The sequence below is a fragment of the Streptomyces sp. NPDC059477 genome (assembly GCF_042749375.1).
GTDB lineage: Bacteria > Actinomycetota > Actinomycetes > Streptomycetales > Streptomycetaceae > Streptomyces.
This window is the reverse complement of record NZ_JBHYUG010000010.1, coordinates 72,967-93,147: the sequence shown is the minus strand read 5'-3', so window position 1 is coordinate 93,147 and position 20,181 is coordinate 72,967. Positions and strand designations below refer to the sequence as shown.

Below are 20,181 nucleotides of genomic sequence, written 5' to 3'. Positions count from 1 at the left end.
CCGCTGACCGCTGACCGCTGACCGCTGACCGCTGACCGCTGACCGCTGACCGCTGACCGCTGACCGCTGACCGCTGACCGCTGACCGCTGACCGCTGACCGCTGGCCGCTGACCGCGCTGGCCGCTGGCCGCTGCATGCCGACCGCCGACCGCCGACCCGCTCACCGCAGACGCCGGGAAAGGGCTCCGGCGAGGGCTCCGGCGCCGCCTACCCGCCACCCCGCTCCCACTCATCCAGCAACCGCGCCAGATCCGGCGGCCACACCGGCTCGGGCGCGGCGGCGAGTTCCTTCCGGCTCCACCACCGCCAGGTGAGGATGCCGTCGGCGGCGTGGGCGGCGGCGAGGTACGGCCCGGTGGGGTCGCGGTGCGGGCCGGGGGTGACGTAGACATGCTCGTGCTGCTGGACGGGGATGCCGCTGTGGGTGAAGTCGTGCTCCCAGGTGCACAGCAGCGGCCCCGGCAGGAGGTCGGTCCAGCCGGTCTCCTCGCGCAGTGCGCGGAGCGCTCCCTCGCGGGGCCCTTCCGTCGCCTCCAGACCGCCGCCGGGCAGCGCCCAGTGGACGCCGACCTCGACGTTGTCGTACCGGAAGAGCAGGACCGCTCCCTCGGGGTCGACGACGGCGACCCGGGCGGCGCGCCGGGGAAGACGCAGGGTGCGCCGCAGCACGGCACAGGGCCTGCCGAACTGCCGGTCGGGCCGCCGGTCGATGACCTGGTACCCGAGGGCGATCCAGAAGGCGAGCCCCTTGGTGTTGCCGTCGAGCACGGCCAGCCGCACCCCCGTACGTCCCTCATTGCGGAACCGCTCCTCGACGGCCCGCGCGATCCGCCGCCCGAACCCCTGCCGCCACACCCCGGCGTCCACCATCAGCAGCCCGATCCAGGGATCGGGGTCGGCCGGATCCGGATGCCGGGCCAAGGTGATCACCATCCCGACCAGCCGCCCCTCGCTCCGCGCCAGCAACACCTCCGCCCCCGGCTGCGCCAGTTCATCGGCCAGCACCGCCGCCACCTGCTCGGGCCGGATGTCATCGGGCTCCGGAAAGTCCCCACTGAGCGCCTGGAACTCCCGGTTCGCGGCGTAGAGCGCGGTGATCTCGGTCAGCACGGCGGCCGGAATGTCCCGGTCGGCACTGACCGGGAGGGATTCGATGATCATGCGGCCCACCGTAGTACGGGGGCCGACAGCCGAGGCCACGCCATGTCCGAAGACCGGTTGGCGGGCCGGGCCGGGCCGGTGTTCCGCGTGTGCGGCGGGCGAGTTCGCTGTTCTCGGCGGCCAGGCGCCGGACGCTTTCGCCCGTACGCCGACGCGTACCGCCCCTGATGGACACCGAGGCGGCGCTGTTGGCCGCCGACCCGGCCGATCACCAGGATCGACCGCGTACAGGGGCCGCCATGTGCCTGGGTGAGGGCAGACCGAAGCGCCGCGGCCATCAGGCCACGGAGGGGCGTCCGCCCGCCGGTGCCTCGTCGTGGGGCGTGAACACAAAGGCCGAGGTGTCGCCGTCAAGGTCGATGGTGAGGGACGCGTCCAGAGCCTTGGCCAGCCGGGTGAGCAGAGCCAGGGTCGGTACGGAGTCGCCGCCCTCGATCTGAGAGATCTGCGGCTGGGTCATACCCGCTCGCCGCGCCAGCTCGCTCTGCGACAGCGCGAGTCCCACCCGCCGGTCATGGACGGCCTGCCCAAGCCCGAAGGCGTAGCCGGCCTCCACATACGCCGGGGACTCCTCGACCTGCTCCCCGAGCAGCGCACGGGTCCGACGGGTCTTCCAGTGGTGGTGGTTCACGAGGGTCCTTCCTTGTCACGGTCGTACGAGTGCTCGGCCCGCCCGTGCTCCCCCTCGCACACCTTCTGCGCCGGCCGGGCCCGCTCGATCTCGGGCTCTCGCGCTGCCGGGTCTTGCGGAACACGGTCAGCAGGACGATCCGCCGCTCGGACGCGAGCCAATAGGTGATGCGGACCGCGCTGCCATCCATGACGAACCGCAACTCGCGGACCTTGCCGCCGAGATGTCGGGAGTACGGCTCACCGAGCGTGGTTGGCCGTGCCGCCAGCATGTCAGCAGCCCGCTCGGCCTTGTCGTACTGCGCTTCCGGCAGAAGCTCCAGCCCTTCACGGACCTCCGGCTCGATCTCGATCTGCCCACGCGTCGTTCACAGCTCTGACTATACAGTTTCTTGTATAAGAGCTCCGTGCACGGAATCATCCGGTCGCGACGGGCAAGGCCAAGCCTGCCCGGATGGACGGTGTCTGTAGCCATCGAGGTCGGGGGGAAGCGTCCCCCGTTCACATTCAGGGGTATGGACGACCCGACCGAACGCCGATCGTTCAGCCTCCCCCAAGTCGACGGCAGTGGACAGCGTCCGCCAGGACGCGAACCCCGCGACAAGCCGACATCCCCGGCAACGGAAAGAGGCCCCCAACACCTCACCGGGGGCCTCTTTGACCGTCTGGGTCAGATCCTCGGGGTCACCCTCAGATGTTCACGCCGAAGTCCTGGGCGATGCCCGCCAGGCCCGACGCGTAGCCCTGGCCGACCGCGCGGAACTTCCACTCGGCGCCGTTGCGGTACAGCTCGCCGAAGACCATCGCCGTCTCCGTGGCCGCGTCCTCCGAGAGGTCGTAGCGGGCGATCTCGGTGCCGCCGGTCTGGTTGAGGATGCGGATGTAGGCGTTGCGGACCTGGCCGAAGTTCTGCGAGCGGTTCTCGGCGTCGTAGATCGAGACCGGGAAGACGATCTTGTCGATGTCGGCCGGCAGGCCGGCGAGGTTGACGTTGATCTGCTCGTCGTCGCCCTCACCCTCACCCGTGCGGTTGTCGCCCGTGTGGACGATCGTGTTGTCCGGGGTCTGCTTGTTGTTGAAGAAGACGAAGTGGCCGTCCGAGTAGACCTTGCCCTGCGGGTTGACCGCGATCGCGGACGCGTCCAGGTCGAATTCGGTGCCGGTGGTGGTACGGACGTCCCAGCCGAGGCCCACGGTGACGGCCGTCAGGCCCGGAGCCTCCTTGGTCAGCGAGACGTTGCCACCCTTGGACAGGCTTACAGCCATGGTCGGGAGTTCCTTCCCTCGATACGTGCGCTATGCCTCTGAGGCTTCGTACGGCACGAAGCTACAGCTACCCCTATGAACGCGGAGAGGGGTCCCACAGGTTCCCACGCCACGCGGGTCGCTTTACTTTCTTTACCTTCTGGCCGGGCGCGGGTCCACCTCCCGGGCGACGGCGGTCCGGAAATCACGAACCGGAGCCGATATTCGCGTGACTCCCACCGCCCGCACCCCGACCATGGATGTCATGTCCGGTCCCTACACCATCCGCGGCTCCGTCTCGCTCCCCGAGGCCGAGCTGATGTGGCGCTTCTCGAAGTCCTCCGGGCCGGGCGGCCAGCATGTCAACACCACCGACTCCCAGGTCGAGCTGCGTTTCGACCTCGCCGCCACCGAGGCGCTCCCCGAGGTCTGGAAGGCCCGCGCGCTGGAGCGGCTCGCCGGCCGCCTGGTCGACGGGGTGATCTCCGTACGGTCCTCCGAGCACCGCTCCCAGTGGCGCAACCGCGAGACCGCCGCCGTACGCCTGACCGCGCTCCTCGCCGAGGCCACCGCGCCCCCGCCCAAGCCCCGCCGCCCCACCCGCATCCCGCGCGGCATCAACGAACGCCGGCTGAGGGAGAAGAAGCAGCGGTCCCAGACCAAGCGGGGGAGGGACGGGCGGGACTGGACATAGCCCCCAGGGGCCCGTCCGCGACCGCACCCGTGTCACACATTCCGCTCCCCGCACGTCAACGCTGCGAAAGCCCAGCCGACCTGAGGACGGTGGCAGCAGCCCATGGACGAGAAGGACTTCCACGCGGCCGACCGCGCGGCACGGTTCGAGGCGTACCGCCCGCATCTGCGGGCCGTCGCCCACCGCATGCTCGGCTCGCTCGCCGAGGCCGACGACGCGGTGCAGGAGGCGTGGATCCGCTACAGCCGCAGTGACACCACCGCTGTCGGCAATCTCGGCGGCTGGCTGACCACCGTCGTCGGCCGGGTCTGCCTCGACATGCTGCGCTCGCATCGCCACCGCGCGGAGGACTCGCTCGACGCCGCCCTCGACGCCGGGATGCCCGCGCCCGCCGCGCCCGCCGCGCCCGCCGCGCCCGCCGCCGGCCCCGAGCTGGACGCGCTGCTCGCCGACTCGGTGGGCGCCGCCCTGCTCGTCGTCCTGGAGACCCTGACCCCCGCCGAACGGCTGGCCTTCGTCCTGCACGACATGTTCGCGGTCCCCTACGACGAGGTCGCCACGATCGTGGACCGTACGCCGACAGCGGTGCGCCAGCTCGCCAGCAGGGCCCGGCGCCGGGTCCGGGGGGCGCCCGAACCGGACGCCGATCTGGCCCGGCAGCGGCGCATCGTGTCGGCGTTCCTGGCCGCCGCCCGCGAGGGCGACTTCGAGGGGCTGCTCGCCGTCCTCGACCCGGATGTCGTCTCCCGCGGCGAGATCAGCGTGACCGCCGGCGCCCACGCGGTCGCCCGGGGCGCGTCGAGCGTGGCGCCCCACGTCGGGACCGTGCGGCCCGCCCTCGTCGACGGGGCCGCCGGGGCCGTGGTGCTCTCCGCCACCGGCCAGGTGCAACGCGCGCTGGCCTTCACCTTCGTACGGGACCGGATCGCCGTCATCGAGGTCGTCACCACCCGCGAGCGGCTGGACCGGCTGGAGGTGGAGCTGGACATCGCCCCCTGACGTTCGCGGAAGCGACCGGCACGGGCGCGGGCACGGGAGTACAAACGGGAGTACACGGGAGTACGGGCCACCCACCCCCTCAGCCCACCCCCTCAGCCCACCCCCTCACCCCGCCCCCTCACCCCAACTGCCGGTACCGCCCCCGGAAGTACGCCAGCGGGCGCCCCTCCGCGCTGGGCACCTCCGCCGTCAGGACGTGGCCGATGACCAGGGTGTGGTCGCCGGCCGTCACCCGCTGCTCGGTCCGGCATTCCAGGGTCGCCAGGGCGCCGCCGACCAAGGGGGCGCCGGTGACCCGGCCACGGGCGTACGGGATGTCCTCGAAGAGCAGACGGTCGCTGATGCGGCCCTTCATGGCGAAGCGGCCGGCGATGTGGCGCTGGCTCTCGGTGAGGACGGAGACCGCCCACAGGGGCTGCTCGGCGAGCAGATCGTCCATGCGGGAGCCCTCGCGCAGGCTCACCAGGACCAGTGGCGGGTCCAGGGAGACGGACATGAAGGCGGTCGCGGTCATGCCCACGTCCTCGCCCACCGGCGCCTGCGGATCGTCCGGGTCGAGCGACGCCTCCCGCGCGGTCACCAGGACCACACCGGCCGCGAGGCGGGACAGGGCGGCGCGGAACTCGTCGTTGCTCACCCTCTCAGCATGCCCGGCGCCGGCCGCCATGACGGGTGGGAACGGGGCGGTCCGGCTGGCGGGGACCGGGACGGAAGCGGAGGGGACGGAGTTCTGCACGCCCCGCACGCTAGTCTCCGGCGTACGGCCCCCGCATCGGACCTCCGCCCGAGACGGGACCGGGTGCGAGGTCCTAGGACCGGCCGACGGCGTCCGGGCCCTGCTGCCGCGGCCCCGCAACCCCTCAACGAGGGATGCAGACAACGGCGCACATAGATACAAAGTTTGCGTTCAGGAAAAGCATAGAGAAATGAGCGAAACCTGACGCAATTGTTCAGGTTTCGCTGTGACTTGAGTCACAAGACCGACTAATTGTTGACCCTGTGTACCGAGTGGGCAGCGCGCTGTGATTCAGTGGCGGGGAGGCTGAAGGAGTACGCCGGAGGCTCCGGAAGTATCCGGAAGCATCCAGAAACATTCAGAAGCGCTCAGCAGTACCAGAAGCACCAGAAGCCCCAGCAGTACCAGAACCACCAGCAGTACCAGAAGTACACCGAAGTGCACCGCGCGCACCCGACCAGGAGCACGCGGCGTACGCCGGAGAAACCCTTGATTCGCTGCGAGGTCTCGGGGGGAGGCGAGCATGGAGACCGAGTCGGAGCCCTACGTCCGTCTTGCGTCCCTGCGGCAACTGCACCAGGGCATGGCCGACATGAACACGGCCCGCAGCCTGGCGGACACCTTGCAGACCGTCTCGGACGGAGTCGTCAGCGCCCTCGGGTACGAGCTGGCGTGTGTGAACCTGGTCCGGCCGGACGGCGATCTGGTCGTCGCCGCCTTCTCCGGGAACCCCGCCGCCGAGGCCCTGATCACCGGCCGGGTCGGGCCCCGCGCCTCCTGGGAGCGCCGGCTGGGCATGGGCCAGGCCTGGGGCGACCTGGTGTTCATCCCCCACACCGAGGGCTGGATCCTCGACGACGACGACGTCCCGCAGTGGCACACCGACGGCCCCGAGCCGCGCTTCGAGGACGAGTGGCACCCCGCCGACCGGCTCTTCGCCCCGATGTACGTCTCCGGCCCGCAGAGCGGCGGCGGCTCCGGCGAACTGATCGGCGTCCTGTCCGTCGACCGGCCCCGCAACGGCCGCCGGCCCGGCGCCTGGGGCCGCGAGGCGCTCCAGATGTACGCCTTCCAGGCAGGCATCGCCATCAGCAACGCGCGTCTACGCGCGAATATGCAGCGGGCACTGGTCAGGCTGGAGCGCGAGCAGCAGGCGCTGCGCTCCAGCGAGGAGAGTTTCCGCCAGGCGTTCGAATACGCGCCGTCCGGTATGGCCATCGCCGAGATGGGCGGTGACCAGCACGGACGCGTGCTGCGCAGCAATGACGCGCTGTGCCGGCTGCTCGGCCGCCCCGCCTCCGCCATGCGCCGCTACTCCTTCTCCGACCTGGTCCACCCCGAGGACATAGGCACCCTGCTGCGCACCTCCGCCGAGGGCGGACGCGCCGAACTGCGCCTGACCCGCCGCGACGGTACGTACGTCTGGGTCTCCCTGCGCAACAGCGTGGTCGCCGACGCCGCCGACGGGCCGCGGTTCCTGCTGACCCACGTCGAGGACATAGAGGAGCGCAAGCGCCGCGAGCTGCAACTCGCCCACCGCGCCTCCCACGACTCGCTCACCGGCCTGCCGAACTCCGCCGAGCTGCGCTCCCGGCTCGCCGCCCGGCTGTGCGCCCGCCCGCAGGCCGCCCACCCCAGCGATGTCGACGCCATGGACGCGGCCTACGGCCACCCCGCCTTCGACGCCAACGGCCACGGCTTCGACTACCGCCCGGACGCCACGGCCGACGCCTTCGACGGCTACGACCACCATGTGCACACCGCCGCCCCGGAGAACGAGCACGACGACGGCACCAAGGGCCTCGCCGTCCTCTTCTGCGACCTCGACGGCTTCAAGTCGATCAACGACCGGTTCGGGCACAACGCGGGCGACACCGTCCTCATCGAGGTCGCCCGGCGCCTCTCGCGCCAGGTGCGCGACGGCGACACGGTCGCCCGGCTCGGCGGGGACGAGTTCGTGATCCTCGCCGACGGTCTGGGCCGGGCCGACGCACAGGATCTCGCCGTACGGTTGCGCAATGAGATCATCCAGCCGATCCGAGCCGAGGGACGGGCCGTCCGGGTCGGCGCGAGCTTCGGCATCGGGTGGGCCCACTGCGGGATGACGGCGGACGAGGTGCTGAAGTCCGCGGACGAACGGATGTACGTCGAGAAACGATCTCGTCCCAAACAGCACAGACGCGCGGGATGACCCGCAGGTCAGTGGTGTGATGCGGGACGAGTCACCCGTTCGGGCCACGCGATCGGGGTAGGCTCGTTTTCTGACTCCCCCCGCACCGCTGTCCTACCGTTCCTTTCGCACCTGTTGAGGAGTACCTAGGGATGACGCCCGGCAACAACGGCGCGAGCACGCCCGAGGACGACGACCCGTTCGGCTACCTCTACGCCGACGGGCAGGCCAACGGCGCCCAGCCCCCGTCCGGCGGCTACGGCTATCCGGGCTCGGTCAACAGAGTGCGTACGGTCGGCGAGCGCCAGTACGGCCAGCAGACACCGGCCGCGCCCCCGCAGTACGGCCAGGTGCCCCAGCAGGGCGCCTACGGCAGGCAGCCCAGCGCCCACTACGCCGCGCCGGAGACCTTCCCGGGCGGCGCGCCCACCGCCCCGCAGCAGCAGGCGCGCGGCGGGGGCGGCGGCCGGGGCCGCGGCCCCAACACCAAGGGGCTGCTGATCGGCGCCATCGCGGTGGTCGCCGCGGTCGTCATCGGCATCAGCGTGGCCATGCTGGGCGGCGGCGAGGAGCCGGGCGGCGACTCCCAGGCGGACTCCACGCCCAGTCAGCAGGAGGAGTCCAGCGGCGCGCCGAGCCCCTCGACGCAGGAGAGCACGGCCACCGAGGAGGAGCTGCCGCTCGTCGACGCCCAGGCGCTCCAGCCCGGCGGCGGGGCGACGACCGCCTCGGACGTCGAGGGCGCCCAGTCGGACGGCGGGACCTATGTGAGCGGGCTCAACCAGGTCGGCTCCTCGGTCACCTGGACCGTCAACGGCATCCCCGAGGACGGCACGTACACCGTCTTCGCGCGGTACAGCGCCGTCGGCGAGGACCAGTCGATGACCCTCAACGTCAACGGCAAGCCCTTCGGCAGCAAGCTGAATCTCTCCAACTTCACCGGCTCCGACGACCCGGCGAAGGGCTGGACCGAGACCTACGCCTGGCCCACCCTCAACAAGGGCACCAACACCCTCTCCATCTCCTGCGAGACCGGCGACAAGTGCGATGTCCTGCTCGACCAGCTCTGGCTGAAGAAGGGTCAGGTCGAGGGCTGACGCCCGCGCGCGGCCCTTACGCCCGCTGGTGTGACGCCCGCGCGCGGCCCTCATACCCCGTCGGCGTGACGCCCGTGCGCAGTCCTCACGCCGCGTCGGCCTCGCGCGTCACCGTCACCCGGGTGCGCAGCCGTTCGTAGGCCGCCCGGTCGAACTCGCCCGCCACCGGGGAGAGCGCGGACGCGGCGGCGAGGGCGGTGGCGCGGGCGAGCCGGTCGGCCCACGGGAGCCGCTCCACCAGACCCGACACCAGGCCCGCGACCGCCGAGTCCCCGGCGCCGCCCGGATCGCCGTGGAGCCGGGCCGGGGCGGTGGCCCGCCAGCGGCCCTCGGACGTGGCGGCCAGCAGCCCGTCGGTGCCCAGGGAGGCGACGACCGCGCGGGCGCCGCGCCGCCGGGCGTCCTGGGTGGCCCGCAGCGGCTCGTGGGAGCCGGTCAGCTCGGCCAGTTCATCGGCGTTGGGCTTGACGACGTCCGGGCGGGCGGCGATGCCCCGGCGCAGCGGTTCGCCGCCGGTGTCCAGCAGCACGGGGACCGCCCGGGAGCGTGCGGCGCGGATCAGGGCCGCGTAGGCGCCGACCGGGACGCCCGGGGGCAGGCTGCCGCACAGGGCCACCGCCGAGGCGGACGCGAGGAGATCCTCGTACACCTCCTGGAAGGCGGACCACTCCCGCGGGGTGATGGGCGGGCCGGGTTCGCTGAACCGGGTGGTGTCGCCGGTGTGTTCGTCGACGACGGCTATGGTGCGGCGGGTCGGGCCGGACACGGGTATCAGGGCGTCCGTGAGGGCGGGGACGGCCGTGAGGGCGTCGTGGAGTTCGCGGCCGGTCGGGCCGCCCGCGAAGCCGGTGACCGTCACCTCGTGGCCGAGGGCCGAAAGGACCCGGGCGACGTTCACGCCCTTGCCGCCCGGCCGTTCGCTCACCTCCGAGACCCGGTGCGAGCCGTGCGGGCGCAGGGACCGGACGCGGTAGGTGAGGTCGAGAGCGGTGTTGAGGGTGACGGTGAGGATCACCTGGGCCGACCTCCCCGGGGACGAGTACGCCTGCCGTACGTGCCTTCGTCCCGATCATGCCAAAGAGACGGCGACCGGCCCAGACCCGCGACCGGTCGCCGTCCCGTGGATCGCGGGCGGGATCAGGGCAGCCGGGGCGCCACGATCCACTCGCCGTGCCGCATCACACCCCGTACGTCGAAGTCGTCGTCCAGCAGGACCAGGTCGGCGTACTTGCCGGGCTCCAGCGAGCCGATGGCGTCGGACAGGCCCAGGAGGCGGGCCGGGTTGACGGACAGCGCCTGCACGGCGGCCTCGACCGGGAGCCGGTCGACGGTCACCGCGCGCTTGAAGGCACGGTCCAGGGTGAGGGTGGACCCGGCGATCGAGCCGCCCTCCACCAGCCGGGCCACGCCCTCGCTGACCTCGACCTCCAGCGGGCCCAGCATGTAGCGGCCGTCGCCGAACCCGGCCGCGTCCATCGCGTCGGTGATGAAGGCGACCCGGTCGGCGCCCGCGTGATGGAACGCCAGCTCCAGCGCGGCCGGATGCAGATGCGTACCGTCGTTGATCAGCTCGACGGTGACCCGCGGGTCCTCCAGCAGGGCCGCGATCGGGCCGGGGGAGCGGTGGCCGAGCACCGGCATGGCGTTGAAGAGGTGGGTGGCGACGGTCGCGCCCGCGTCGATGGCCTCGACGGTCTGCTCGTAGGTCGCGTCGGTGTGCCCGATGGCCGCGATCACGCCGTGCTCGGCGAGCAGCCGTACGGAGTCCAGGCCGCCGGGGAGTTCGGTCGCGAGCGTGACCATCCGGGCCTGGCCGCGCGCCGCGTCGATCAGCTTGCGCACGTCCGCCGGGTCCGGGTCGCGCAGCAGTTCCTCGGAGTGCGCGCCCTTGCGGCACGGCGAGATGAACGGCCCCTCGAAGTGGACGCCCGCGATGTCGCCCTGTTCGGCCAGCTCGGACAGCAGGCCCGCGCGCTGGGCGAGGAAGTCCATCTCGCCGGTGACGGTGGAGGCGACCAGGGTGGTGGTGCCGTGCAGCCGGTGGGTGTGGATGCCCTGGAGGACGTCCTCGACCGTGCCGGAGGTGAAGGAGGCACCGCCGCCGCCGTGGTTGTGGAGATCGACGAAGCCCGGGACCAGCCAGTGGCCCGACACATCGACGCGGGGGGCGCTGTCCGGGGCGTGGGCGGCGATCCGGTCGCCCTCCACGATCACCGAGCCGTCGTCCACCACGCCGGTCGGCAGGACGACCCGCGCGCCCGTGAGGACCTGGACGTGGTGCGGCGGCTGCGGGCCGGTCGGGGTGGTACGCGCGGTTCCCCGCGCCCCTGGGGCGGTTGCCATCAGGCCGATTCCTCCTTGTGGTCAGTGGTGCTGAGCAGATCCCAGGCCAGCAGTCCCGCGCCCAGGCACCCCGCCGTGTCGCCCAGGGCCGCCGGCACGATCGCCGGCAGTTTCTGGAAGGTGACCCGCTGCCGGACGGCGTCCCGCAGCGGTGAGAACAACGTTTCCCCCGCCTCGGCCAGGCCGCCACCGATGATCAGGGTGCGCGGATCCAGCAGGGTGAGGGCGGTGACCAGGCCGTCGGCCAGCGCGTCGACCGCCTCCCGCCAGACCTCGATCGCGCGCGGGTCGCCCGCCTCGACGGCCTTCGCGCAGTCGGCGGCGTCCGCCTGCGGGTCCCCGCCGGCCGCGGCCCACGCCTCGCTGACGGCGGCGGCGGACGCGAACCGCTCCAGACAGCCGTGCTGCCCGCAGGGACAGGGGGTGCCGCCGGGGCGTACGACGATATGGCCGATCTCGCCCGCGAAGCCGTGCGCGCCCGCCTCGACCCGGCCGTCGATGCCTATCGCGCCCGCTATACCGGTGCCCAGCGGCACGAACAGGAAGCGGTCCGCGCCCCGGCCCGCGCCGATCCGGCCCTCGGCGAGCCCGCCGGCGCGCACATCGTGCCCGAGGGCGACGGGCACGCCGAGCCGGTCGGTGAGCAGCTTGCGCAGCGGCACGTCCCGCCAGCCCAGGTTGGCCGCGTAGGCGGCGATGCCCTCGGCCTCGTCGATGATCCCGGGCACCGCGACACCGGCGGCCCGCGCGGGCTCGCCGAACCGTTCCTCCCCGCACGCGCGCAGCTCGGCGGCGAAGTCGAGGATGCCCTCGATCACGGCCTCTGGTCCGCGTTCGCGGCCGGTCGCCCGGCGCGTGGTGTGCAGGAGCGTGCCGTCCGCCCCGACCAGGGCGGCTTTCATCCCGGTGCCGCCCACATCGAGGGCGATGACGTGTCTCACGGGGGACAGTGTGACCCGTATACCCTTAAGAGGTCTAGTCCATTCACGTGGTGTAGACCTTGATTCGTCAACCGGACGAGCAAAACAAGCGAACAGGGTGGGACCGGAGCGATGCAGCGGCGCAGAACGGCAATGATCGCGATGATGTCCGCCCTCGGCCTGGCGGCCGGCCTGGGCGGCTGCGGTGTCGGCGACTCGGGCGATGTCACCCTGACCCTGATCGCCGCCGACTACGGCGACAACGAGGCCAACGGCTCCGAGGAGTACTGGGCGGACCTGGTCCAGCGCTACGAGGCCGACCACCCCGATGTGACGGTCGACGTCCGTGTGTACTCCTGGAACGACGTCGACCGCGAGGTCAAGGCACTGGTCGACGCCGGCACCCCGCCCGACCTGGCCCAGATCGGTGCCTACGCCGACTACGCCGACCAGGATCTGCTGTACCGGGCCGGGGATCTGCTCTCCATACCCGTCCAGGCGGACTTCGCCGACCAGTTGGCCATCGCCGGGCAGGTCCACGGGGTGCAGTACGGCATGCCGTTCGCGGCCTCCACGCGGCTGCTCTTCTACAACAAGACCCTCTTCGAGCAGGCCGGCATCACCGCGCCCAGCACCTGGGAGGAACTCGCCGAGAACGCCCGGCAGCTGAAGGACGAGGGCGTCAGCACCCCGTACGCGCTGCCGCTCGGCGCGGAGGAGGCCCAGGCCGAGACCCTCCAGTGGCTGCTCAGCGGGGGCGGCGGCTATGTCGACACCAACGGCTCCTACGCCATCGACTCCACCGAGAACGTCGAGACGTTCACCTGGCTGCGGGACGAACTCGTCGGCGAGGGCCTGACCGGGCCCGTCCCGCCCGGCGAACTCAACCGCGCGGACGCCTTCGAGGCGTTCGCCGCCGGCGAGGTCGGGATGCTCAACGGGCACCCCTCCCTGATGAAGATGGCCACCGACCGGGGCGTCGAGTTCGGCATGGTGCCGATGCCCGGCGCCGACGGCGAGAGCGAGGCCATCATGGGCGTCGCCGACTGGATGATGGCCTTCAAGGAGAACGGCCACCGGGACCAGATCGGCGAGTTCCTCAACTTCGTGTACAGCGAGCGCAACGTCCTCGACTTCTCGCGCCGCTACGACCTGCTGCCGGTGACCGACTCCGCCTCCGAGGTCATGACCGCGGCCGAGGAGGACGCCGACCTCAAGCCCTTCCTCGACGAACTGCCCCTGTCCGAGCTGTACCCGGTCAGCCGCACGTCCTGGGCGACGGTCAGCGCCGAGGTCAAGAAGACCATCGGCACCACGGCGACCCCGGACGGCAGCCCGTCGGTGGTCCTCGGTGAGTTGCAGGCGACGGCGATGCGGGCGGAGAGCGGGACGGCGGCCGGGTAGGCGGGGGTGTGTGTCAGTGGGGGCGGCTACGGTTGTGGACATGGATCGGGAACGGGACGCGCCGGCCCCCAGGGATGCTCCGGACCCTCCTGACTCTCTGGGCAGCCGGGAGCGGGGCATCCTCGCGCTGGAGCGCCGGGGCTTTCCCGGGCCGGGCGCGAAGGAGCGGGCGATCCGCGAGGAACTGGGCCTGGCCCCGGTCCGCTACTACCAGCTCCTCAACGCCCTCCTGGACGACCCCGGAGCCCTGGAGCACGACCCGGTGACGGTCAACCGGCTCAGACGGGTGCGCCAGGCGCGGCGCGGCGAGCGGTGAGGTGTGGGCGGGTGCCGGGGGCGTGGATAGGCTCGGGGCATGGGCAGCCACGAGAGTGACGCGAACCATCTTCCGACGCCGGTGACCGAGGCAGGGCGGCTCGGTCTCGACACGCTGCTGGCGAAGCCGCGGTCCTCGGTGATCGCCCTCGACTTCGACGGCACGCTGGCGCCGATCGTCCCCGACCCGGAGCGGGCCCGCGCCCACCCGGACGCGGTCCGCGCCCTCACGGCCCTCGCCCCGAAGGTCGCCTCCATCGCGGTGATCACCGGACGCCCGGCGGAGGTGGCGGTGCGGTACGGGGGTTTCGGCGGGGTCGCGGGGCTGGAGCACCTCGTGGTGCTCGGGCAGTACGGGGCGGAGCGGTGGGACGCGGCGAGCGGGAAACTGACGGCGCCGGAGCCGCCGGCGGGGATCGCGGCCGTGCGGGCGGAACTGCCGGGCGTGCTGGCGGCGGCGGGCTCGTCGGCCGAGGGCGCGTGGATCGAGGACAAGGGCCGTGCCGTGGCGGTCCACACCCGGCGCGCGGTGGCCCCCCAGTCGGCCTTCGAGGCCCTGCGCGCCCCGCTGACCGACCTCGCGACCCGCCACGCCCTGATCGTCGAGCCCGGCCGGTACGTCCTCGAACTGCGTCCGCCGGGCGTGGACAAGGGCGTGGCCCTGCGCGAGTACGTCCGTGAGGTGGGCGCCGAGTGCGTGCTCTACGCCGGCGACGACCTGGGCGACCTCCCGGCGTACGCCGCGGTGGAGTCCCTCCGCGCCTCGGGCACCCCGGGCCTGCTGGTGTGCAGCGGCAGCGACGAGGTCCCGGAACTGCGGGAACGGGCGGATGTGGTGGTGGATGGTCCGGCGGGGGTGGTCCGGTTGCTGTCGGCGGCGGCGGGGTCGCTCCGCTGAGCGCGGTGGGGGCGGCTGTTGTGGGGGGTGCCGGAGGTGACTGCCCGGGTGCGGGCCGGTGGGTGGCTGGTCGCGCAGTTCCCCGCGCCCCTAAGGGGTTGGGGTGGAGCGGGTTTCGCGGGTGAGGGGGCTGTTGTGTGTGGGGGGTGGCGGAGGTGCTTGGCCGGGTGCGGGCGGGTGGGTGGCTGGTCGCGCAGTTCCCCGCGCCCCTGGGGCGTCACGGCTGACCTCCGCTTACCCGCCAAGGACATCGCGGCCCCCCCACGAGTGCCCTCCACCCCAACCCTCTCAGGGGCGCGGGGAACTGCGCGCTCAGCCACCACGCACCCGCACCCGACTACGTATCCTCCGCCCCCCTCAGGGGCGCGGGGAACTGCGCGACCAGCCGCCACGCACCCGCACCCGCACCCCGCCGCCCACCCTCAGGCACCCGCCCGGAGGGCCTCCAGCTGGTCCAGGAACCAGCGGGCCGGAGGCAACGCGGTGCCGGCGGCAGCCAGCCGCTTCGTGCGCTCGGCCCGCTCACCCGCGCTCATCACCAGCCCCGCATGCAACGCGGCAGCGGTCCCGCACACGTCGTACGGGTTCACCCCCACCGCGTCCTCCCCCAGCTCCTCCCACGCCCCCGCCTCCCGCGACAGCACCAGCACGCACCCCTCGTCGGAGACGACCGGCACCTCCTTGGCGACCAGGTTCATGCCGTCGCGGATGGGGTTGACGAGGGCCACGTCGGCGAGCCGGTACGCCGCGAGGGAGCGCGCGAAGTCGTCCTCAAGGTGGAGCACGACCGGCGTCCACCCCGCCGTGCCGTACCCCGCGTTGATCTCCCCGGCCAGCCGCCGCACCTCGGCCATGTAGTCCCGGTACACCGCGAGATCCTGCCGGGACGGGTACGCGAACGCCACGTGGACCACCCGCTCACGCCACTCCGGGTGGTCGTCGAGGAGCTGCCGGTACGCCAGCAGCCCCCGCACGATGTTCTTGGACAGCTCGGTCCGGTCCACCCGGACGATCGCCCGGCGCCCCGCGCCGATCTCCTCCCGCAGCACCGCCATCCGCCGCACCACGTCGTCGTCGTGCGAGCGCCGCCGCAAAAAGTCCCCGTCGGCGCCCAGACCGTGCACCCCCACCTCGGTGTCCCCGAGCCCGCCCGTGAACGCCTCGCAGCACGCCGTGAAGGCGTCCGCCCAGCGCCGGGTGAGAAAGCCCAGCCGGTCCGCGCCCAGCATCCCGCGCAGCACCTGCGCGGCGATGTCGTCCGGCAGCATCCGGAAGTACTCCGGCGGCGCCCACGGCGTGTGGGAGAAGTGGCTGATGAGCAGGTCGGGGCGGAGTTCGCGGAGCAGCCCGGGGACCAGCGTCAGGTGGTAGTCCTGGACCAGGACCGCCGCCCCCTGCGCCGCCTCCGCCGCCAGCGCCTCGGCGAAGGCGCGGTTGTAGCTCTCGTACGACGCCCACTGGCGCCGGAACTCCGCGTCGAAGACCGGCTCCAGCGGGGTCTGGTACAGCATGTGGTGGACGAACCACAGCACCGAGTTGGCGATGCCGTTGTACGCGTCGGCGTGCACGTCCGCCGGGATGTCCAGCATCCGTACGCCCGGCTCGCCGACCCCGCGCCGCACGGCCTCGCGGTCGCCGTCGCCGAGCACCGAGCACACCCACAGGGCGTCCGCCTCGGGGCCGATCGCCGACAGCCCGGAGACCAGCCCGCCACCCCCGCGTTTCGCGTGCAGCGTGCCGTCGTCGCGTTGCTCGTAGGAGACGGGCCCGCGGTTGGAGGCGACCAGGACCCGCGCAGCGCCGAAGGTTGCAGCCATACGCCTCAACCTAGCCCGAGCCGTAAACGCTCAAACGTACGGTTCTGCCACACGCCCGCCGTATACAGCGTCACCCGCGGCCTCACGCGACCTTGCGGGACGCGTACTCGGAGATCTCCGCCATCGGCGGTCGCTCCTCGGTGTCCACGGAGTACGTCCGCGGCTCGAAGCCCTCCTCACCGCGCTCGAACTGGGTGATCGAGGGCCGGACCAGCTGCCCGCGGGCCAGCCGCAGCTGCGCGGTGCGGTAGATCGCGGCGGCCATCCGGCCGAGCGCCTGCCCGTCCTGGTGCCGGTGCTTGCGCACCCCCACATCGACCTGGGCGAGCGCGTCGAGGCCGACGAGATGCAGGGAGTCCACCAGCATGCCCAGCTCGACGCCGTACCCGACGGGGAAGGGCAGCTGTTCCAGCAGGGAGCGGCGGGCCGCGTACTCGCCGCCGAGCGGCTGCACGAAACCGGCCAGCTGGGGCCAGTGCAGATTCAGCAGCGGGCGGGCCATCAGCTCGGTGACCCGGCCGCCCTGCCCGGCCGCGCCGGCCAGCGGACGGTCGTACATGCCCTTGACGAGGTCGATCCCGGGCTCGGTGAGCAGCGGGCCGACGATGCCGGACACGAAGTCCGAGGAGAACTCCTTGAGGTCGGCGTCGATGAAGCAGACGATGTCACCGCTCGTGACCAGCAGCGAGCGCCACAGCACCTCGCCCTTGCCGGGGACGGCCGGCAGCCGCGGCAGGATCTCGTCGCGGTGCACCACCCGGGCGCCCGCGGCGGCGGCCACCTCGGCGGTGCGGTCGGTGGAGCCGGAGTCCACGACGACGATCTCGTCGACGAGCGGCACCTGGTCCATCAGGTCGTGGCGGATCACCGCGACGATGTCGCCGACGGTCTCCTCCTCGTTCAGCGCGGGCAGCACCACGCTGACCGACTGGCCGGTGCTGCGCTTGGCGGCCAGGATGCGGTGCAGCGGGCGGTCGGTCAGGGACCAGGTGTGGGTCCCGAGCCAGCGCTCGACTTCTTCCAGCACGGTCCGCGGCTCCTCACTGTTGGGCTCGCACGCGATAGATCCCCAGGTCACCGGCGCCTCACCGGCGGTGTGATCCATCTCGCGGTACGGACGACTATCTCAACTGTCCTGGCCTTCGGTTACAGTCTTGAACAACGCTGATGACCATCGCATGTCGGGGGTCCGCGGCGCACACAACCGAACATATAACCGCAGGAACAACCGCATATTGCTCATCCAGAGGGGCAGAGGGAAACGGCCCGATGAAGCCCCGGCAACCCTCCAGCCGGTCTCGTAACCGATCGCTGACGATCGTCACCGCGAGGCTCCCGGCTAGGGAAGGTGCCAAATCCGTCTCACGACGAAATGCGTCGTGGGGAAGATGAGGAGAAAGGGCCTCGCCTCACATGGCTGTGCAGACTGTCGCGAAGACCGGCAATTCCACCATCGATCTCGGACCCGCCGCCGCGCTCTCCTGCCGCGAATGCGGCCACCGCGTCCCGCTCGGCCCGCTCTTCGCCTGCGAGGAGTGTTTCGGCCCGCTGGAGATCGCCTACGACTTCTCGGCCTACGACACCGAGGAACTGCGCAAGCGGATCGCAGCGGGCCCCGCGAACATCTGGCGCTACGCGCCGCTGCTGCCCGTCCCCGCGGACGTGGCCGACAAGCCCAACCTGAACCCCGGCTGGACCAAGCTCGTCCAGGCCGACAACCTGGCCCGTGAGCTGGGCATCACCGGCGGCCTGTACGTCAAGGACGACTCCGGCAACCCCACCCACTCCTTCAAGGACCGGGTCGTCGCCCAGGCCCTGGAGGCCGCCCGCGCCTTCGGCTTCACCACCCTGTCCTGCTCCTCCACCGGCAACCTGGCCGGCGCGGTCGGCGCCGCCGCCGCCCGCGCGGGCCTGCGCTCCTGCGTCTTCATCCCGCACGACCTGGAGCAGGGCAAGATCGTCATGGCCGCGGTCTACGGCGGCGAGCTGGTCGGCATCGAGGGCAACTACGACGACGTGAACCGTTTCTGCTCCGAGCTGATCGGCGACCCGGCCGGCGAGGGCTGGGGCTTCGTCAACGTCAATCTGCGGCCGTACTACGCGGAGGGGTCCAAGACCCTGGCGTACGAGATCTGCGAGCAGCTCGGCTGGCGGCTGCCCGACCAGATCGTGGTGCCGATCGCCTCCGGCTCCCAGCTCACCAAGATCGACAAGGGGCTCCAGGAGCTGATCAAGCTCGGGCTGGTCGAGGACAGGCCCTACAAGATCTTCGGCGCCCAGGCCGAGGGCTGCTCGCCGGTCTCCGCCGCCTTCAAGGGCGGCCACGACGTGGTGCGCCCGCAGAAGCCGAACACCATCGCCAAGTCGCTGGCCATCGGCAACCCGGCGGACGGGCCGTACGTGCTCGACATCGCGCGGCGTACGGGCGGGGCGGTGGAGGATGTGAACGACGAGCAGGTCGTCGACGCGATTCGGTTGCTCGCGCGTACGGAGGGGATTTTCGCGGAGACCGCCGGGGGGGTGACCGTAGGGGTCACCAAGAAGCTGGTGGAGAGCGGGGTGCTCGATCCTTCGCTGACCACCGTCGTTCTCAATACCGGGGATGGGCTGAAGACGTTGGACGCGGTCGCGGACACCGGGTTGACGGCGACCATTCGGCCCAGTCTGGAGTCGTTCCGGGACGCCGGTCTGGTCTAGGACCCCGTCCCATTGGATTTGTCTGCGGGCCGGTTGGGGCTGGTCGCGCCCGCGCGGCGGAAGCCGCATATCGATAGCGCCCCGCGCCCCTTGAGGGCGTCAGCTGACCGGAGGTTCAAAGTGAGCGTTACCGTTCGTATCCCGACCATTCTGCGGACCTACACGGGTGGGCAGGCCGAGGTTGCCGCTGAAGGGGGGAATCTTGGTGAGGTCATCGCGGATCTGGAGAAGAAGCATGCCGGGATCGCCGCCCGGGTGCTGGATGACCAGGGTAAGCTGCGGCGGTTCGTGAACGTGTACGTCAATGATGATGATGTGCGCTTCGAGCAGGGGCTGGAGACGGCCACGCCCGACGGGGCCGGGGTGTCGATCATCCCGGCCGTGGCCGGCGGCTGCTGAGTCACCCACCGTTCGTCGAATTGCCCTCTCCGTGAGAGAAACGGAGGGGGCAATTCTGCATGGTTAAGCAGGGTAGAGTTGGGGAACCGCTGCCGTTCGCGTTCCGAAGCAGCGATGAGAAGTAGCCAAAGTGTGAGCTTCCTTTGCGTCTTTCGTTCTCTTTGTCGGGCCCGACTTGCCCCGGAGTCTGTGGAATTCTCCAGAAATTACCGACCGGTCCTGCCCGGATTTCTCGTCCGATTGACCTGTTGCAGACAGCAGTTGGGCAGATACATTCGGCCGCGGTCGACGCGTTCCGGCGCACGCCCCCACCGATCGGGGGGTGAGGTCTGACCCGGGTCCGCGAAGTGTGGATCTGTGCAAGGGCCAGTAATAGGGGAGTTAGGCATGGCTCAGGGCACCGTCAAGTGGTTCAACGCGGAGAAGGGGTACGGCTTCATCGCGGTCGACGGTGGTGCGGACGTCTTCGTCCACTACAGCGCGATTCAGATGGACGGATACCGCACCCTGGAAGAGGGCCAGCGGGTCGAGTTCGAGATCTCGCAGGGCCAGAAGGGCCCGCAGGCCGATATGGTTCGCGTCACCGCCTGAACATTTCTTGCTAGGGAAGGGCCCGCATCCACTGGGTGCGGGCCCGTCCCCAAGCCCCCGCAAG

19 protein-coding genes, 1 pseudogene and 1 riboswitch are annotated in these 20,181 nt (G+C 71.5%); of the genes and pseudogenes, 10 read left to right on the top strand and 10 right to left on the bottom strand.

The window, feature by feature from the left end; translation table 11 throughout:
* Nucleotides 1-208: 208 nt before the first annotated feature.
* From ACFXAZ_RS07875 to ACFXAZ_RS07860, 4 genes and pseudogenes are all read right to left on the bottom strand, one after another.
* Entirely contained in the window at nt 209-1,162 is a 954-nt protein-coding gene (locus tag ACFXAZ_RS07875; protein WP_384586436.1) for a GNAT family N-acetyltransferase, read from the bottom strand.
* A 277-nt stretch (nt 1,163-1,439) separates the two neighbouring features.
* Nucleotides 1,440-1,793, bottom strand: coding sequence for a helix-turn-helix domain-containing protein (locus ACFXAZ_RS07870; protein WP_384586434.1), 354 nt, complete (start codon nt 1,791-1,793; stop codon nt 1,440-1,442).
* Nucleotides 1,790-2,145 (bottom strand): annotated as a pseudogene (locus ACFXAZ_RS07865) (type II toxin-antitoxin system RelE/ParE family toxin). The gene ACFXAZ_RS07870 and the pseudogene ACFXAZ_RS07865 overlap by 4 nt, the downstream one beginning before the upstream one ends.
* A 337-nt stretch (nt 2,146-2,482) precedes the next feature.
* A complete protein-coding gene (locus tag ACFXAZ_RS07860) occupies nt 2,483-3,058 on the bottom strand; it encodes a TerD family protein (RefSeq protein WP_384586432.1) in 576 nt (191 codons plus the stop codon).
* Nucleotides 3,059-3,293: 235 nt separating this feature from the next.
* On the opposite strand from ACFXAZ_RS07860, the gene arfB reads away from it, so the two are divergent.
* Together arfB and ACFXAZ_RS07850 are read left to right on the top strand one after the other, a co-directional pair.
* Entirely contained in the window at nt 3,294-3,731 is a 438-nt protein-coding gene (arfB, locus tag ACFXAZ_RS07855) for an alternative ribosome rescue aminoacyl-tRNA hydrolase ArfB (RefSeq protein ID WP_384586526.1), read from the top strand.
* A 102-nt stretch (nt 3,732-3,833) separates the two neighbouring features.
* Nucleotides 3,834-4,730 (top strand): sigma-70 family RNA polymerase sigma factor, encoded by an 897-nt coding sequence (locus ACFXAZ_RS07850; protein ID WP_384586430.1) that lies wholly within the window; start codon nt 3,834-3,836, stop codon nt 4,728-4,730.
* A gap of 118 nt (nt 4,731-4,848) precedes the next feature.
* Here the strand turns inward: ACFXAZ_RS07850 and ACFXAZ_RS07845 are convergent, their stop codons facing one another.
* A complete protein-coding gene (locus ACFXAZ_RS07845) occupies nt 4,849-5,397 on the bottom strand; it encodes a flavin reductase family protein (protein WP_384586524.1) in 549 nt (182 codons plus the stop codon).
* A gap of 592 nt (nt 5,398-5,989) precedes the next feature.
* Between ACFXAZ_RS07845 and cdgB the strand changes: the two genes are divergently transcribed.
* Entirely contained in the window at nt 5,990-7,657 is a 1,668-nt protein-coding gene (gene cdgB / locus ACFXAZ_RS07840) for a diguanylate cyclase CdgB (protein ID WP_384586428.1), read from the top strand.
* Between the two features lie 131 nt (nt 7,658-7,788).
* Complete coding sequence (locus tag ACFXAZ_RS07835; RefSeq protein WP_384586426.1) at nt 7,789-8,733, top strand: carbohydrate-binding protein; 945 nt, start codon at nt 7,789-7,791, stop codon at nt 8,731-8,733.
* 85 nt (nt 8,734-8,818) lie between these two features.
* Here the strand turns inward: ACFXAZ_RS07835 and ACFXAZ_RS07830 are convergent, their stop codons facing one another.
* The 3 genes from ACFXAZ_RS07830 to ACFXAZ_RS07820 form a co-directional block, all read right to left on the bottom strand.
* Entirely contained in the window at nt 8,819-9,748 is a 930-nt protein-coding gene (locus tag ACFXAZ_RS07830) for a 1-phosphofructokinase family hexose kinase (RefSeq protein WP_384586424.1), read from the bottom strand.
* A gap of 122 nt (nt 9,749-9,870) precedes the next feature.
* The gene (gene nagA, locus ACFXAZ_RS07825; RefSeq protein WP_384586422.1) at nt 9,871-11,076 is read right to left on the bottom strand and encodes an N-acetylglucosamine-6-phosphate deacetylase; all 1,206 of its coding nucleotides are present in this window, start codon (nt 11,074-11,076) and stop codon (nt 9,871-9,873) included.
* Complete coding sequence (locus ACFXAZ_RS07820) at nt 11,076-12,017, bottom strand: ROK family protein (protein WP_384586420.1); 942 nt, start codon at nt 12,015-12,017, stop codon at nt 11,076-11,078. The genes nagA and ACFXAZ_RS07820 overlap by 1 nt, the downstream gene beginning before the upstream one ends.
* A 111-nt stretch (nt 12,018-12,128) precedes the next feature.
* Here ACFXAZ_RS07820 and ACFXAZ_RS07815 point away from each other — a divergent pair, with 111 nt between their 5' ends.
* The 3 genes from ACFXAZ_RS07815 to otsB are packed head-to-tail and all read left to right on the top strand — an operon-like array spanning nt 12,129 to nt 14,613.
* Nucleotides 12,129-13,400 (top strand): ABC transporter substrate-binding protein, encoded by a 1,272-nt coding sequence (locus ACFXAZ_RS07815; RefSeq protein ID WP_384586418.1) that lies wholly within the window; start codon nt 12,129-12,131, stop codon nt 13,398-13,400.
* Nucleotides 13,401-13,440: 40 nt separating this feature from the next.
* Entirely contained in the window at nt 13,441-13,716 is a 276-nt protein-coding gene (locus ACFXAZ_RS07810; RefSeq protein WP_384586416.1) for a DUF3263 domain-containing protein, read from the top strand.
* A 39-nt stretch (nt 13,717-13,755) separates the two neighbouring features.
* On the top strand, nt 13,756-14,613 hold the full coding sequence (gene otsB / locus ACFXAZ_RS07805) for a trehalose-phosphatase (RefSeq protein WP_384586414.1): 858 nt from the start codon (nt 13,756-13,758) through the stop codon (nt 14,611-14,613).
* 422 nt (nt 14,614-15,035) lie between these two features.
* On the opposite strand, the gene ACFXAZ_RS07800 is transcribed toward otsB, so the two are convergent.
* Nucleotides 15,036-16,430 (bottom strand): trehalose-6-phosphate synthase, encoded by a 1,395-nt coding sequence (locus ACFXAZ_RS07800; RefSeq protein WP_384586412.1) that lies wholly within the window; start codon nt 16,428-16,430, stop codon nt 15,036-15,038.
* Nucleotides 16,431-16,512: 82 nt separating this feature from the next.
* Nucleotides 16,513-17,457 carry a glucosyl-3-phosphoglycerate synthase gene (locus tag ACFXAZ_RS07795; RefSeq protein ID WP_382684070.1) on the bottom strand — a complete coding sequence of 315 codons (945 nt, stop codon included), beginning with the start codon at nt 17,455-17,457 and terminating at the stop codon, nt 16,513-16,515.
* Nucleotides 17,458-17,666: 209 nt separating this feature from the next.
* Nucleotides 17,667-17,825, top strand: a riboswitch (SAM riboswitch).
* A gap of 18 nt (nt 17,826-17,843) precedes the next feature.
* On the opposite strand from ACFXAZ_RS07795, the gene thrC reads away from it, so the two are divergent.
* The 3 genes from thrC (at nt 17,844) to ACFXAZ_RS07780 (ending at nt 20,117) form a co-directional block, all read left to right on the top strand.
* A complete protein-coding gene (gene thrC / locus ACFXAZ_RS07790; protein ID WP_384586410.1) occupies nt 17,844-19,127 on the top strand; it encodes a threonine synthase in 1,284 nt (427 codons plus the stop codon).
* A 120-nt stretch (nt 19,128-19,247) separates the two neighbouring features.
* Nucleotides 19,248-19,526 carry a MoaD/ThiS family protein gene (locus ACFXAZ_RS07785; protein ID WP_384586409.1) on the top strand — a complete coding sequence of 93 codons (279 nt, stop codon included), beginning with the start codon at nt 19,248-19,250 and terminating at the stop codon, nt 19,524-19,526.
* Between the two features lie 387 nt (nt 19,527-19,913).
* Nucleotides 19,914-20,117: a cold-shock protein gene (locus ACFXAZ_RS07780; RefSeq protein ID WP_004986573.1), complete on the top strand. Its 204-nt coding sequence runs from the start codon at nt 19,914-19,916 to the stop codon at nt 20,115-20,117.
* Nucleotides 20,118-20,181: the final 64 nt, after the last annotated feature.